The sequence below is a fragment of the Segatella copri genome, from assembly GCF_024330485.1.
Lineage (GTDB): Bacteria > Bacteroidota > Bacteroidia > Bacteroidales > Bacteroidaceae > Prevotella > Prevotella copri_L.
This window is the reverse complement of record NZ_JANDWX010000001.1, coordinates 403,988-419,360: the sequence shown is the minus strand read 5'-3', so window position 1 is coordinate 419,360 and position 15,373 is coordinate 403,988. Positions and strand designations below refer to the sequence as shown.

Sequence of the window (15,373 nt, the reverse complement as noted above, 5' to 3'; positions counted from 1 at the left end):
AAGAAATAATACATAATAATCAATTATGAGCAAACAAGTAGAAAAGATTAAGGAGCTGATCGCTAAGCGCGAACAGGCTCGTCTTGGCGGTGGCGAGAAGGCCATCGAGAAGCAGCATGCACGTGGCAAATATACCGCTCGTGAGCGTATCGAAATGTTGGTAGATGCCGGCAGTTTCGAGGAGTATGATATGTTCAAGTTGCATCGTTGCACTAACTTTGGCATGGAGAAGAAGCAGTACCTCGGTGATGGTGTTGTAGCTGGTAGCGCTACTATAGCCGGCCGTCTGGTTTACGTATATGCTCAGGACTTCACCGTAAATGGTGGTTCACTCTCTGAGACTATGGCACAGAAGATCTGCAAGGTAATGGATATGGCTATGACTATGGGTGCACCTGTTATCTGCATGAACGACTCTGGTGGTGCTCGTATTCAGGAAGGTATCTGCGCCCTCGCTGGTTATGGTGAGATTTTCGAGCGCAACATCCTCGCTTCTGGTGTCATCCCACAGATTTCTGCTATCATGGGCCCTTGCGCCGGTGGTGCCGTTTACTCTCCAGGTTTGACCGACTTCATCATCATGAAGGAGCAGACTTCTTATATGTTCCTGACTGGTCCTAAGGTTGTCAAGACCGTAACTGGTGAGGACATCGATGCAGAGCACCTCGGTGGTGCATCTGTTCACGCAACCAAGAGTGGTGTAACCCACTTCGCAGCAAAGACTGAGGAAGAGGCTATCGAGATGATCAAGAGCCTGCTCTCTTACATCCCTAGCAACAATACAGAAGAGGCTCCACGCGTAGAGTGCACAGACCCTATCGACCGCATGGACGATACTCTGAACGAGATTATCCCAGACGATCCTAACCAGGCATACGATATGTATAAGGTGATTGGTGCTGTAACCGATAACGGAGAGTTCTTCGAGGTTCAGCCTAAGTTCGCCAAGAACATCATTACAGGTTTCGCCCGCTTCAATGGTCAGAGCGTTGGTATCGTAGCCAACCAGCCAGCAGCTTACGCAGGTGTACTCGATGTAAACGCTAGCCGCAAGGCAGCCCGCTTCGTCCGTTTCTGCGATGCCTTCAATATTCCTATCGTATCTCTCGTAGACGTACCAGGATTCTTGCCAGGTACAGGTCAGGAGTACAACGCTGTCATCCTCCACGGTGCACAGTTGCTCTACGCTTACGGCGAGGCTACCGTGCCAAAGATTACTATCACATTGCGTAAGAGCTATGGTGGTAGCCACATCGTGATGGGTTGCAAGCAGTTGCGTGCTGACTTGAACTTCGCTTGGCCATCTTCAGAGATTGCCGTAATGGGTGCCAGCGGTGCCGTTGCCGTTCTCTGTGGTAAGGAAGCTAAGGCTAAGAAGGAAGCTGGCGAGGATGTAAAGGCATTCCTGGCTGAGAAGGAGCAGGAGTATACTGACAAGTTTGCTAATCCATATCAGGCAGCTCAGTATGGTTACATCGATGATGTCATCGAGCCACGTAACACCCGTTTCCGCATCTGCCGTGGTTTGGCTCAGCTCGCTACCAAGCGTCAGAGCTTGCCAGCTAAGAAGCATGGCTGTATGCCAATGTAATATAGAAATGTTGAATGTTGAGTGTAGAATGTTGAGTTATATACAGACTCAACATAACAGAAGGGCGCAAGCCTAATTCAACACTCAACAATCAACACTCAAAATTAAAGTAAAAACGAATGGATAAGAATATTTATGCTGCGATTGCCATGGCACTCTATGAGTACCAGGGCAATAACGTACACGACAAGGAGCCTGGCATCATCACTATCAAGCCACGTCAGACGATGTGGAACGCCAAGTTCTTGAGTTTAACAGCTAAACCATAATGTAATAGAAATGAAAGAGTTTAAATATACAATTGACGGAAAAGAATACAAGGTTCAGATTGACGCTGTTGAGGGTAACATCGCAAGCGTGAACGTGAATGGCGAAGCTTACAAGGTTGAGATGGAACAGGAGGCTGAGCCAGAGAAGAAGAAGGTTGTGCTTGGTCAGCCAGCTGCTGCATCTGATGATACTGAGGCTACTCCAGCTGCCAACGTAAATACAGCCAATGCTGTAAAGGCTCCTCTCCCTGGTACTATTACCAGCATCGAGGTGGCTGTTGGTCAGGAGGTAAAGGCAGGTGATACTGTTGTCGTTCTCGAGGCTATGAAGATGCAGAACAACATCGAGGCAGAGAAGGATGGCAAGGTTACAGCTATCTGCGTAAAACCTGGACAGGCTGTGCTCGAAGAGGATGCACTCGTGGTTATCGAGTAAATCAAGAATTAGAGAATTATAAATCCAGCAGATTCGGGATTATAATTCGGGTTCTTATAAAGAATATCAAAGGTCGCAAGCTATGATTGCTTGCGACCTTTTTCTATATATGTACAAATCCCGCAGGACCGTTCAGTCTCTGGCCTTTGGTTCTCACATATTTCAGGAACTCAACCACCACAGGGTTCTTGGGTTTACCGGCAGTTACGAGATAGAGATTCCGGGCTGGCGGTGCTGGATATTTTCCTTTGGCTATGGCATCCATCAGTTCATCCAGCGTATCATAGAATTTCTCATCTGCATCCAGTTTTCCATTCCCGTTTACGTCTATCGGAACAATGGCGATACCCTTCGTAGGTTTGTGCGTCTTGTCGTTGTAGGCGTAACCGATGTTGTTGAATCCGATGCCGTTCACGTCCTTCTGCAGAGTCTCGGCAACGCCCGGATCTCCAAAGACGCCCGTTCCCTTCAGGTCTTCCTGCTTCTTTCCCAGAAACGCAGCCCAGGTCTCGGCAGCACCACAGGCATCGCTTCGGGTGTAGACATTCATCTTCGTCTTTCCCTCCCAAATCGCAGTAGCCTGTTTCTGGCTCAATCCAGTCTTCAACAATTCCCGATATACCGGATTGCTGGCATTGATGGTTGCCACTACCGCATCCTTTGCCACAGCATACGCCAGGGCACCTTTCTCCTTCTCCTGCGGCTTCAGTTCTCGGCTCACCATCGCAATATCTACCTGGTCGGCAAGAACATCAGTAATACCCTTTCCTGCACCACCTGCCGAGATATCAATATCCACATCGGGGTGAAGGCGATGAAACTCATCTGCCCACTGTATCGCCAATGGATAAAGGGCGAAAGCACCCGACAGCGTAATGTAACCACTCAGCACCTGCTTGCCGTCAGCACTACGTTTCACCTCTCCCCTACTTCCGCAACTGGCTAACAGTAAGGAGGTTCCTATCACTATTATTCCTATGATTTTCTTTCTCATATCTATACCTTATTATATATAATACTAACTGGCTGCAAAGGTATAAAGATTATGCAGATGGGGCAATACCACAATCGTACCATTCCCATATACCACATATAGGGTATGAAATTACCCCATATAAGGTATTGCCCAATAAGCAAAATCGTCGTACCTTTGCAAACGAAAATAAGAAGTATAAACGCTGAGGATTACACCTTATTATATATAGGGAGTATGAATCTTAAAATATAGGAGATTTAGATATGACTACAAAGTTTGTTCACAACAATCATGCACAGCTCGACACCAAGAACTTGAATGTATATATCAATGGTGCACAAATCTTGAAAGATGTAAATGTAAGTATTCCTAAGGGAAAGATTACTTGCATCATCGGTCCTTCAGGCTGCGGCAAGTCTACGCTTCTCCGTACCTTCAACCGATTGAACGACCGCGTGGAAGGTTTGAAGATGAATGGAGAGGTGAATCTCGGAGACAATAACATCCTCGAGGCAAGCAGCAGCAAACTCTCTGAAGTGCGCCGCAACATAGGTCTTGTTCCTCAGCGTCCATGCCCTCTCCCTATGAGCATCTACGACAATGTGGCTTATGGTTGCCGCATCCATGGTATCCGCAACAAGAAGAAACTGGACAGCATCGTAGAGCATTATCTCAAGGCAGTAGGTCTCTGGGAGGAAGTGAAGGATAGACTGAAGAATCCGGCTTCCAAGTTGAGCGGCGGTCAGCAGCAGCGCCTCTGCCTGGCACGCAGCCTTGCCGTAGAGCCAAGTTATCTGCTTGCAGATGAGAGTACTTCCGCCCTCGACCCTATCAGCAGCAAGAAGGTGGAGCAGCTCTTCACCGAACTGAAGAAGGATTACAGCATCGTGATGGTAACTCACACCCTTCGCCAGGCTCTCCGTATCGCCGACCACGTCATCTTCATGTATCTGGGTGAGGTGATTGAAGAAGGAAGCGCCGAGGAAGTGTTCCATCATCCTAAGCACGAACTGACACAGGAATATCTCAACGGTGCTTTCAGCTAAGGAGACGGGGGCATACAGTTAAAATGAATATAACAACATAAAATTGATAAGAATATGGCACAGATTATTGTAAACGACGAAAAGCAGGAAGTATCTCTTCCTTTGACATTGGCAGAACTCATTAAGATCAACAAGGTGTTCCAGCCAGAGATGGTAACTATCCAGGTGAACGAGGACTTTGCTGAGAAAGAAGACTATGAGAAGATTCAGCTCAAGGACGGCGACCGTGTAGATTTCCTCTACTTCATGGGAGGCGGTGCCTGCTAAAAAAGTAAACAAGTAGTACAATAAAAGGCTTATTAGGCAGTTCTTATATATAAGATTACGTCGGTCGTTGATGTACGTTTTTTGTATCGTTGACGCATTTAATAAGTTACAGTATTCATCCATAAAAGAAATCAGAAACAAGATGATAGATTTAACAGAAGAACAGATAGAGAGATACAGCCGCCACATCCTCCTTCAGGATGTAGGACTCGAAGGTCAGGAGAAACTTCTCAATGCCAAGGTGCTCATCGTAGGTGCCGGTGGCTTGGGCTCTCCAGTTGCCCTCTACCTCGCTGCAGCAGGTGTGGGACATATCGGTATCGTGGATGCTGACGTGGTAGACCTCAGTAACCTGCAGCGCCAGGTGATTCATCAGACTAAGGATCTGGGTACTCCAAAAGTGGAGAGCGCCAAAGAGAAGATGATTGCCATCAATCCGGATGTGGAAGTGACCACTTATCACGACTTCCTCGATTCTCACAATGCCGAGGAAATCATCAAGCCATGGGATTTCGTCATCGACGGAACAGACAACTTCCCGGTAAAGTTCCTTATCAATGATGCCTGCGTACGTCTGGGCAAAGCCTTCTCGCATGGCGGCATCCTGAGATTCCAGGGACAGACCTTTACCCACTTGCCAGGCACGGCATGTTACCGTTGCTTCTTCAAGGAACCACCTCCAGCAGGCGCAGTTCCTACCTGTAGTCAGGCTGGCGTTCTGGGAGCCATCGCTGGTATGCTCGGAACCATCCAGGCAGCAGAGGCTTTGAAGTACTTACTCGGTGTAGGCGATTTGCTCACCGACCGATTGCTCACCTTCGATGCCAAGACGATGAACTTCCGCACCATCAAGGTGAAGAAGCGTGCATCCTGCGAAATCTGCGGCGACCACCCTACCATCGATCATCTCATCGATTACGAGCAGGCAGCCTGCGATTTGAAGCACCACTAAGATTTAGTGATTATTTATTAGTGATTATTTTTGCTATAGCTTATGAAGATTAACGACGACGTAATCAAGGTTATTATCGAGCAAGCTAAGAAGGATGCGCCCATCGAGAGCTGCGGACTTCTGTTAGGCAAGGATGATGTGGTGACGGAAAGCTATTGGATGGAGAACATCGACCATAGCGAGGAGCACTTTTCTATTGCTCCGAAAGACCAGTTTGCGGCTCTGAAATACGCCCGAAGCAAGGGCTTGAAGATTCTCGCCAACTGGCACAGTCACCCAGCATCGCCTTCCCGCCCATCGCAGGAAGACCTTCGGCTGGCTAACGATCCCAACATCCGTTATGCCATCCTCTCATTGCTCGACGGAAAGATTCACCTCAATTCATTCAAGGTTCTGAATGGAGAGGTGGTGGATAAGGAAGTTCACTTCGAACAAAATTAAAACGATACAAGAACATGTACAGAATACCTTCTACATTAAATGGAGACTTGGACTATACCCAGTCACTCATCGACCAATTCAAGGCGGGCGAGATTCAGGCAGGTCAGTTGAAGTCGAACCGTGTACCTATGGGCATCTACGAGCAGCGCAAGAACCAGCACTATATGTTGCGTCTTCGTTGTGCCGGCGGTCTGGTCACCCCAGAGCAGCTTGCCAAGATTGCCTTTGTGGGTCACCAGCTCTCCACTTCGCATCTCCACGTTACCACCCGACAGGAGATTCAGATTCACAATGTTGATATCGAAGATGCCATTCCGGCTCTGAAAAAACTGGAAAAGGTGGGCATCTCCAGCGCAGGTGGCGGTGGAAACACCGTAAGAAACATGATGGTGGATGACCGGAGCGGACTCACTGCCGATGAGGAATTCGATGTCTATCCTTACGTGGAGGAACTCACCTCCCGACTCATCGCCGAGAAAGATTCGTTCACGATGCCTAGAAAATACAAGGTGGCGATAGATACCAGTGTGGCTACGGCCAACTACTCCTACATCGCCGACCTGGGTCTGCAGGCACGTATCAAGGACGGACAGCGAGGATTCAGAGTGCTCATCGCCGGTAGTGCCGCCAGCAACGCCCACACCGGTTGGGAAGTATTCGACTTCCTTCCAGAGAAGGATCTCTACCGTGCAGCCAAGGCTCTGAAAAACTGGTTCCATAAATACGGAAATAGAAGAAACCGCCACAAGGCACGCATGAGATACGTGTTCTACAAATACGGAACAGAAGAAGCCAAGCGATTGTATCTCGAAGAGTTTGAGGAACTTAAGAAAGATGGTTCAATCGATTTCGAGGCTCCGGCATTGCCATTGGAACACCATAAGCCCAACTTCCCTCCACTTAAAGCTCCAACCGATTTTGAAACCTGGAAGCGCCGTTACGCCCACAAGCAGACCAATGCCGAGGGCTTGAAAGAGAACCTCTGGTATGCCTACATCCCATTGCGCCACGGCAACAACTCCACGGATTTCTTCGCAGAAGTAGCCGAATACCTGGGCAACTATGGCAACGATGTAATCCGCTTCACCAAGAAAGAGCAGATTCAGGTGCGCAATATCCCAGAGGAATATCTCACCAACATCTACGCCTTCTTCAAGAAACTGGGCGTCTATCAGATAGATTATCCAGTGGTGGTTACCAACCTCACCTGCTGTACGGGAGCCGATACCTGCCGCCTCGGCATCTGTTTGCCAAAGGGCGCCATCGACGGTATCGCCAAGCAACTTCTCAATAGCAATCTGAACCTCGATGCCATTCCTGACTTCGAACTCCGCATGAACGGCTGTACCAACATCTGTGCGCTAGCCACCTGGGGAGATTTAGGATTCAGCGGGCGTGTAGGACGCGTGGGCGATGACCCATATCCAGCCTACACCATCTGGCTTCCGGTAAAGGGCAAGCACGAGATTGACCTGCAGCAGGGTTATATCGCCGCCAAGAAGATTCCGGCATTTGTTGAAGATTATCTCCGTGATGTGATAGCCGAACAGACCAACTATGCCGATTATTACGACTATGTGGCAAAGAGAGGCGTGAACATCGTGAAGGAACTGATTGCGAAATACAAGGAGGTGGCTCCTTATTCAGAAGAGCCTGATACCTTCTTCGATTTCGGAGATGACGAGAAATTCTCACTCATCAAATACGGTAAGGCAGAGTGTTCTGCCGGACTCTTCGATATCATCGAAATTGACCAGGATACCATCAGAGAGAAGCGGAAGGAAGTGGAGCAGCTGCTGTCCGACGGCAAGCAGAATACCGGCAAGATAGAGAAACTTCTCCACGATATCGTTTTCTCCGAGAACCGAATGCTTCTCGTTACCCGTGGTCTCGACCCTCGTACCGATGAAGATGTATATAATGGATTTGAGAAGGAATTCATCGCTGCCGGCATCATCCCTCAGAAGTTCAAGGTATTGACCGATAAGGCAAGAAACAACGAATCATTGATAGCAGAGAAGCCGCTTATCGATGAACTCGCTGATTTGCTCAACGATCTCTATCAGAACATGGACGATTCGCTCCAGTTCAAACTTCCTGCAGAAAAGACTCCAGTAGAGCAGGTTGCTGAAGAAAAAAACGCCGAAGAAAAAGCTCCTGCAGAACAGGTTTCTGAAGAAAAAGCTCCAGCAGAGAAAGCCTCAGCTGCAGAAGAAACAGAAACCATTGTTCCGGATGTTAAGAAGGATTTCCGAGGCGTGATGTGTCCGATGAACTTCGTGAAGACGAAGATTGCTCTCACCCCAATGCAGAGCGGACAGATTCTGGAGATTCTCCTCGACGACGGTGCTCCTATCGAGAACGTACCGGGCAGTGTGAAGAACGAGGGCCATACCATCCTCTCTACCGAGAAAGTAGAAAACTACTGGAAGGTTCTCATCAAAAAGAAATAAAATTCAATCTATGTCTAAATGGACTATCTTCCAATAACGATTAAAATCGTCTCCGCCAACATACTCATCGTTGGCGGAGGGAAGGTAGCGACCCACAAGGCTCAGATTCTCGCACGCTTCACCGACCAAGCTACGGTGGTGGCACCAGAGATTACAGATGAGCTCAAGGCACTACCCTTCCAAACGAAAGAGAAGGCTTTCGAGCCTAGCGACCTGGATGGCGTGCAACTCCTCTTCGTCTGTACGGGCGACCATGAGTTGAACCATCAGATTAAACAGCTCGCAGCCGAACGGCATATCCTGACCAGTGTCTGCGATGATCCGGCACAGTGTGATTTCATCTCGCCCGCCATCTATCGCAACGACAACCTCACCATTGCCGTGGGAAGCGATTCGAGGGATGTGAAACGAAGCATCCGAGTAAGAAACAGAATAAAAGAGTTGATAGAAAATGATACATTACAAATCGATTGACCAAAGCCAGTTCGCTGAAGGAACCGACATCAAGGAGCAGGAAAGAGTCTTCGATGATTTTCTACAAGATACACTCTTGGAAATACAAGGAAGTCATATCAATAAGACAAACAGAATTCCCCATAATGTTCATATCAGCAGCCAGCCCGATGAGGAAGTTCCTTATATCTTCCTGAAGACGTGCAACCGCAGCGAGATATACTACGGCGAAGGCGAAGTTCCCGATGAGGTAGCCCGCCATCTCTTCCGTGTGGTATCGGGCCTGGAATCAGCCATCGTTGGCGAAAGAGCCGTTCAGGGACAGGTAAAGGAAGCATACTATACCGCCAAGGCGCAGCGCCCGTTAACCGCCGAACTCCATCGTCTTTTCCAAAGCGCATTGCAGGTTGGCAAGCGGGTTCGCAACGAAACCGAGATTTCCCATGGTGCCGTATCCCATAGTCTTGCAGCTCTCGAGATTATTGAATCTTTGGGGAATGTAAATTTAAGGAACGCGAGAATCACGATTATCGGTGTCAACAAACTGACTGCCGACATTCTGAAGTTCCTCCAGAACAAAGGAGCCAAGATGGTGTTCCTCGCCAACCGCAGTCAGATCAAGGCACATTACCTTGCCGATCCGCTCGGTATCAAGGTATATACGCTGGATGAGAAGCAGGAGTTCCTGGCACAGACGGATATCCTCATCAGCGCCACCTCAGCCCCTCATCTCATCATCCGCAAGGAAGACATCCCAGAGCAGAAACGCCTGCTCGCCATCGACCTCGCCTTTCCTCGCGACATTGATTCCCGCCTCAGCGAACTCCCCAACGTCCAGCTCTACAACATCAGAGACGTGGAGAAGAAAGTGCGTGAGAACATCGACGTGAGAGGAGACGAAGTGGAAAAAGCCGAAGCCATCATCGAAGAAGAGATTCAGGAGATGCAGGAGGCTTTGGAAAGGAGAAAGAAATATATTTCATAATAATTTTATTCATAAACTTAACCGACATTTTTTAAAGATGAATAAAAAGATTAGAGTTATTGCAAGAGGCAGTCGTCTCTCCCGACTGCAAGTAGAGGAGGTTTTCAAGAACTTCCCGGAACTCGCCTACGAGATCAAATACTTGGAATCTTACGGCGACAAGAACCAGCAGATTTCACTTCTGAACGGTGAAGCTCCTGCTGATATCTTTACGAGAGAACTCGACGATGCCATCCGTCAGGGAGATGCCGACATCGCCATCCATTCGGCGAAAGACCTGCCCTATCCTCTGCCTGAGGATATCGAAGTCATCGCCCTCTTCCCTGCTTTCGACACCACCGATTCGCTCGTAAGCAGAGACCACAAGAAACTGGCAGAACTCCCTGCCGGAAGTATCATCGGAACCAGCAGTCCGCTCCGCAAGAAAGGTTTAAACGAATTACGTCCAGACCTGACAATCAAAGGAATACGTGGTTGTATTGAAGAAAGAGTTCAGCAGGTGAAAGATGGCAAATACGATGCTGCCATCGTTGCATCCTGTGCCCTGAAGCGACTCGGCATGGAGGATGAAATCGCCGAAGTGCTCCCTTTCCCAACCCATCCTCTTCAAGGATTCCTTGCCGTCACAGCTAAGAAAGGAAGCCAAGACCTGAAGCAGGCATTCACTTTAAAGAGCATCCTTGATAAGCAAGGCTCCGTATCCCTCGTCGGCTTCGGTCCTGGCGACCCGGACCTCCTTACCATCAAGGCAGCGAAAGCCATTGATGCCGCCGACATCATCTTCTTCGACGACCTCATCGACGATTCCTATCTGGCAGACAAGAAAGCCGAGAAAATCTACGTGGGCAAGCGTGCCGGCTATCATCACAAGGAGCAGGCTGACATCAACCATCTTCTGCTCGAAGCAGCACGAGAGGGAAAGAACGTAGTTCGTCTGAAAGGTGGCGACCCGATGATCTTCGCTCACGGCAGCGAGGAAATCGAGTACCTGGAGAGTAATCTGATAAAAGTGAATGTCATCCCTGGCATCACCACAGCCTCAGCCCTTGCCGCATCCCAGAAAATCAGTCTCACCCATCGCGACTTCTCATCAAGCGTTGCCCTGGTCAGCGGTCATACTCCGCAACCCGTAACTCCCGATGCAGAAACCCTGGTATATTACATGGGTGCCAAACAGCTGCAGGCAATCGCTACCCAACTCATCGACAAGGAAGGCTGGGCATTCAACACCCCTGTGCTCCTCACCTACAACGTGAGCCGCCCCGATGAGCAGACCTTCGAGACCACCCTCTGGAATCTGAGAAACGGCGAGATGCAGAATCTCCCGACCCCTCTCATCGCCCTCATCGGCAACGTGGCAGGATTGAAGCATCATCAGGCATCGGATATCAAGCCAACGCTCTATACTGGTACACTTCCTGCCATAGAGAAGCGCAAGGCAGATTACACCTATACGCCGCTGATAGAGATTAGTTATCACCCAAGTTATTTTACGAAAATCCTCGAAGATAATTATTGTAAGCAATACGATGGAAAAAGTTTTACCGAGTATTGTGAGTGGGATGAAAGTCAAGCTTTATATTATATCTTTACAAGCCAATATGGCGTTCAAGCAACACTTGATTACTACGATTTGATACTCGATGAGCAAGAAGAGCATGTGTTTATCTCCATTGGTGACACTACGACAGAGGCTTTACATAAAGCTGGCGTCAAAGATGTTATACAGGTAGAGCAAGACAATCGCTATGGGGTGATAGAATGGTTCAAAAAAGAGAAAGAAAGACTTGATGCTGCAAGACCACAATACGAGCATTCCTTTGAATTGTTTGAAAAGATGGATTTAGATAATTATGATCACGAGTTAGCAGACTTCGTGTATCGGTATGAAAATAGATTAGTTTTCTATCCTCATTCATCTCTGTCACCAGAAGACATTCCTTTGGCTTTACAGGAATTAGGTTTCGACGTGTTAAGCGCCATTGTTTACAACAATGAACTCCCGAAGAATCCGCGCCGTGTGAATCTCAACCATTTCAAGCGCATCGTCTTCACATCGCCTTCTACCATCGACAACTTCATCAAGCTGTATGGCAAGTTGCCTGAGAACACCGAGTTCATCACCCGTGGGCCCATCACCCAGGCGCATCTGGAAGAAGTATTGAATAAATAATATAAAACAGACATAGATATGAAAAGATTTAGAGAATTACGTAAAGACCAGGCTACTCGCGACAAGTATGCCGATGTATCACTGAGTGCCGCAGACTTCATCTACCCTTACTTCGTAGTAGAGGGCGAGAACCAGAAGGAAGAGATTTCCACCATGCCAGGCATCTATCGCTTCAGCATCGATACCCTTCTGAAGGACATCGAGGAAATCAAGAACCTCGGCATCAACAAGGTACTCCTCTTCGGAGTGATTCCAGATGAGCAGAAGGATGAACGAGGCAGCGCTGCCTATGCCGATGATGCACTCATCGCCCGTGCCGTAAAAGCCATCAAGGCTGAGTTTGGCAAGGAAATCATCGTCTTCACCGACGTCTGCCTCTGCGAATACACCAGTCATGGTCATTGCGGACTCCTGCATCATCACGATGTAGATAACGATTCCACCCTCCCATTGCTCGCCGAAGAAGCCTACGTTCATGCCAAGGCAGGTGCCGACTTCGTTGCTCCATCAGCCATGATGGACGGACAGGTAGAAGCCATCAAGAACCGTCTTCGTGAAGGTGGTCTCGACAAGCAATGCAAGGTATTGGCATATTCTGCCAAGTACGCCTCAGCCTTCTATGGTCCTTTCAGAGATGCTGCCGATTCAGCTCCAAGTTTCGGAGACAGAAAGAGCTACCAGATGGACTTCCGCACCCACGACCAGGGTCTTGATGAGATTGCAGCCGATATAGAAGAAGGAGCCGACTGGACGATGGTGAAACCAGCGATGCCATATCTCGACATGATAGCCCGTGGCGTAGAGAAGTTCCCTAACATCCCGATGGTAGCCTATCAGGTAAGTGGCGAGTATTCGATGCTGAAGGCAGCCGCCAAGCTAGGTTATCTCGATGAGAGCCGTGTAGCATTCGAGAGCCTCATCGCCATCAAACGTGCCGGTGCCCAGTACATCATCACCTATTATGCCAAGGAGATTATTGAAAAAGCAGAAGATTGGAATATTAAGATAGGTTAATATGAAAGAAAGAAAAAACTCAGCCGCCGCTTTCGAGCAGGCAAAACAGATAATACCTGGCGGAGTAAATTCGCCAGTAAGAGCCCTGAAGAGCGTAGGAACCACCCCGCTCTTCGTGCGCGACGCCAAGGGTCCATACATCTACGATATCGATGACAACAAGTTTATCGATTTCTGCATGTCATGGGGCGTCTTTATTCTAGGTCATAACAACGACAAGGTGAGCAAGGCAGCATCTGATGCCATCTTCCACGGAAGCAGCTTCGGCATCCCTACCCTCGCCGAAACCACCCTTGCCGAGAAGGTAAGAGAATCGTTCCCATCCATGGAGCGCCTTCGCTTCGTTAACAGCGGAACCGAGGCTACCATGTCAGCCATCCGTGTGGCTCGTGGCTTCACCGGTCGCGACATCCTCGTCAAGTTCGAGGGCTGCTATCATGGTCATGCCGACCATCTTCTGGTAAGCGCCGGTTCTGCCGTAGCCAAACTCAACAATGCATCATCAGCCGGAGTACCAGCCGGATTCACCCAATATACCGTGGTACTGCCCTACAATGATACCGAGGCTTTGGAGAAGTATTTCGCCGAAAATGGCGACAAGGTAGCTGCGCTCATCATCGAACCGGTAGCCTGCAACATGGGTGTAGTTCCTCCAACCCGTGAGTTTATCGAGGCAACCCACAAGGTAACCCGGGAGTATGGCGCCATCCTGATCTTCGATGAAGTTATCACCGGTTTCCGTCTTTCTTATGGCGGTGCCCAGAAACGATTCGGCATCACTCCGGATATGACTACCGTAGGAAAGATTGTTGGTGGCGGATTCCCTGCCGCAGCCTTCGGAGGTAGAGCCGATATCATGAGCGTTCTGGCTCCTGAAGGCCCGGTTTATCAGGCAGGCACTCTGAGTGGCAACCCGGTAGCGATGGCAGCCGGTTATGAAACCTTGAAGCAGTTGGGCGAACCGGGTGTTTACGAACTCCTCGAAGAGCGCAGCAACCGCTTCCTCTCCCGTCTTGAGAAAATAGTAGAAGGCAAGGGCATCCAGGTGAACCACGTGGGCACGATGTTCACGATGTTCTTCAACGACCAGCCTGTCCGCAACTTCCAGGATACGAAGAAGAGCGACCAGGAACGTTTCGCCCGCTATTTCCGCAACATGCTGGACCGTGGCATCTACGTAAGTCCATCGCAGTTTGAGGGCAACTTCATCTCCCTCTGCCACACCGATGAGATTCTCGACTATGTATTGAAGTCGATAGAAGAGAGTATCGAATAAACACATATAACAAAAAGCAAAGTCACAATACCCAGCTCTATCAGCTAGGTATTGTGACTTTTTTTTCAGAACCGACCCAAAGCCCAACAAAGAACAAAAACCTTGATTATAAGATACTTTATAAAACATTTCTCCCATTTTTCTTGCATGATTCAGATAATAATCGTAAATTTGCAGCAGATAAAATACGCAAGCTTATGAAAGAGAAAAGATATACATTGCCAGAAGAGCAGAAAGATGCAGCTTTCGCAGCAGAGCCTGCACCAGCCTATCACGGAAATGCCGCCATAGCACTTCCCGAGGATGAATGTGCAGAAGAAGATATTGACTGGAACAAGATACCTGTTGGCTGGCATCCGGCTAATGAAGAAGAAGCCGTGGCTAGGATAGAAGCTATTGAGGCGGAGTATGAAAGGACAGGCATTAGCTATAGTGTAGAAGAGTTTTTCAATAAACTAAACGAAGAACGAACATGGCTAAAGTAACACTACGCAATAGCTTTCTTCAAATTTATAAAGAAACAACCGACTATAGTTATCAAAACTTTGGTCGACTTTGCGTTCAAAGATTTGACGAAAGCTTGCAAGCAATAATAAACAGACTTTGCAAACATCCTCTTTCTTCACCCAGAGAGCCATTGCTTAAGCGATTCCACCGCCCTTACCATAGTGCGATTATCAAGGAGAATTGGAAGATTATCTATCGCTACGACGAAGCCAACGACCTCGTCATTTTCGTAGACTTATGGGATATGAGAAGAAGTCCTAGATATTTGATCAGACAATTCAAAAGAAAACTATAAAGGAAAGAGCTTATGAAGGAGAATACCCCATGGCACTCATGCCATGAGGTATCATTATTATTGGGGGTGAGGCTTTTTAATCAGCCCAAATGCTGCCACTTGAATCGCGATAGTCACTAACCGATTCTTCGCTATAATCCTCTTCCTTTGCTTTAACTATTTCAGAGCCCGCGAGGATAGATGTAGTCTCCATTTGGTAGACATTCAGTTCTGGCTTTATATATTCTTTCTTTTTCATA

At 48.3% G+C, this 15,373-nt stretch carries 17 protein-coding genes; 15 read left to right on the top strand and 2 right to left on the bottom strand.

From position 1 onward, the window contains the following. Positions 1 to 25: 25 nt before the first annotated feature. The 3 genes from NNC77_RS01685 to NNC77_RS01675 all read left to right on the top strand — a co-directional run bounded on the left by NNC77_RS01685 (position 26) and on the right by NNC77_RS01675 (position 2,296). Positions 26 to 1,591, top strand: a complete 1,566-nt coding sequence (locus NNC77_RS01685) for an acyl-CoA carboxylase subunit beta (protein ID WP_117726979.1) — start codon at positions 26 to 28, stop codon at positions 1,589 to 1,591. Between the two features lie 119 nt (positions 1,592 to 1,710). After that, positions 1,711 to 1,860, top strand: a complete 150-nt coding sequence (locus NNC77_RS01680; protein WP_176425588.1) for a hypothetical protein — start codon at positions 1,711 to 1,713, stop codon at positions 1,858 to 1,860. 10 nt (positions 1,861 to 1,870) lie between these two features. After that, the gene (locus NNC77_RS01675; protein WP_153137704.1) at positions 1,871 to 2,296 is read left to right on the top strand and encodes a biotin/lipoyl-containing protein; all 426 of its coding nucleotides are present in this window, start codon (positions 1,871 to 1,873) and stop codon (positions 2,294 to 2,296) included. 103 nt (positions 2,297 to 2,399) lie between these two features. Here the strand turns inward: NNC77_RS01675 and NNC77_RS01670 are convergent, their stop codons facing one another. Then, a complete protein-coding gene (locus tag NNC77_RS01670; protein WP_234563741.1) occupies positions 2,400 to 3,290 on the bottom strand; it encodes a PstS family phosphate ABC transporter substrate-binding protein in 891 nt (296 codons plus the stop codon). A gap of 245 nt (positions 3,291 to 3,535) precedes the next feature. On the opposite strand from NNC77_RS01670, the gene NNC77_RS01665 reads away from it, so the two are divergent. The 12 genes from NNC77_RS01665 to NNC77_RS16665 all read left to right on the top strand — a co-directional run bounded on the left by NNC77_RS01665 (position 3,536) and on the right by NNC77_RS16665 (position 15,134). Next, positions 3,536 to 4,318, top strand: a complete 783-nt coding sequence (locus NNC77_RS01665) for a phosphate ABC transporter ATP-binding protein (RefSeq protein WP_234563742.1) — start codon at positions 3,536 to 3,538, stop codon at positions 4,316 to 4,318. Between the two features lie 54 nt (positions 4,319 to 4,372). Continuing rightward, a complete protein-coding gene (gene thiS, locus NNC77_RS01660) occupies positions 4,373 to 4,585 on the top strand; it encodes a sulfur carrier protein ThiS (RefSeq protein ID WP_153113610.1) in 213 nt (70 codons plus the stop codon). A gap of 142 nt (positions 4,586 to 4,727) precedes the next feature. Beyond that, complete coding sequence (locus tag NNC77_RS01655; RefSeq protein WP_234563743.1) at positions 4,728 to 5,537, top strand: HesA/MoeB/ThiF family protein; 810 nt, start codon at positions 4,728 to 4,730, stop codon at positions 5,535 to 5,537. Between the two features lie 42 nt (positions 5,538 to 5,579). Next, positions 5,580 to 5,978: a M67 family metallopeptidase gene (locus NNC77_RS01650; RefSeq protein WP_254969777.1), complete on the top strand. Its 399-nt coding sequence runs from the start codon at positions 5,580 to 5,582 to the stop codon at positions 5,976 to 5,978. A 14-nt stretch (positions 5,979 to 5,992) separates the two neighbouring features. Beyond that, positions 5,993 to 8,431 carry a sulfurtransferase TusA family protein gene (locus NNC77_RS01645; protein ID WP_234563745.1) on the top strand — a complete coding sequence of 813 codons (2,439 nt, stop codon included), beginning with the start codon at positions 5,993 to 5,995 and terminating at the stop codon, positions 8,429 to 8,431. A gap of 18 nt (positions 8,432 to 8,449) precedes the next feature. After that, complete coding sequence (locus tag NNC77_RS01640) at positions 8,450 to 8,905, top strand: precorrin-2 dehydrogenase/sirohydrochlorin ferrochelatase family protein (RefSeq protein ID WP_234563746.1); 456 nt, start codon at positions 8,450 to 8,452, stop codon at positions 8,903 to 8,905. Continuing rightward, positions 8,883 to 9,869, top strand: coding sequence for a glutamyl-tRNA reductase (gene hemA / locus NNC77_RS01635; protein ID WP_254969778.1), 987 nt, complete (start codon positions 8,883 to 8,885; stop codon positions 9,867 to 9,869). The genes NNC77_RS01640 and hemA overlap by 23 nt, the downstream gene beginning before the upstream one ends. A 37-nt stretch (positions 9,870 to 9,906) precedes the next feature. Next, the gene (gene cobA / locus NNC77_RS01630) at positions 9,907 to 12,042 is read left to right on the top strand and encodes a uroporphyrinogen-III C-methyltransferase (protein ID WP_254969779.1); all 2,136 of its coding nucleotides are present in this window, start codon (positions 9,907 to 9,909) and stop codon (positions 12,040 to 12,042) included. Between the two features lie 18 nt (positions 12,043 to 12,060). Beyond that, positions 12,061 to 13,056 (top strand): porphobilinogen synthase, encoded by a 996-nt coding sequence (gene hemB, locus NNC77_RS01625; RefSeq protein WP_254969780.1) that lies wholly within the window; start codon positions 12,061 to 12,063, stop codon positions 13,054 to 13,056. Position 13,057: 1 nt separating this feature from the next. Continuing rightward, on the top strand, positions 13,058 to 14,332 hold the full coding sequence (gene hemL / locus NNC77_RS01620) for a glutamate-1-semialdehyde 2,1-aminomutase (protein ID WP_254969781.1): 1,275 nt from the start codon (positions 13,058 to 13,060) through the stop codon (positions 14,330 to 14,332). A gap of 197 nt (positions 14,333 to 14,529) precedes the next feature. Then, the gene (locus tag NNC77_RS01615) at positions 14,530 to 14,817 is read left to right on the top strand and encodes a hypothetical protein (protein WP_153079509.1); all 288 of its coding nucleotides are present in this window, start codon (positions 14,530 to 14,532) and stop codon (positions 14,815 to 14,817) included. Then, on the top strand, positions 14,805 to 15,134 hold the full coding sequence (locus tag NNC77_RS16665; RefSeq protein WP_119236508.1) for a type II toxin-antitoxin system RelE/ParE family toxin: 330 nt from the start codon (positions 14,805 to 14,807) through the stop codon (positions 15,132 to 15,134). Before NNC77_RS01615 ends, NNC77_RS16665 begins: the two co-directional genes overlap by 13 nt. Before the next feature lie 76 nt (positions 15,135 to 15,210). On the opposite strand, the gene NNC77_RS01610 is transcribed toward NNC77_RS16665, so the two are convergent. Beyond that, positions 15,211 to 15,372 carry a hypothetical protein gene (locus NNC77_RS01610; protein WP_181985819.1) on the bottom strand — a complete coding sequence of 54 codons (162 nt, stop codon included), beginning with the start codon at positions 15,370 to 15,372 and terminating at the stop codon, positions 15,211 to 15,213. Position 15,373 lies beyond the last annotated feature (1 nt).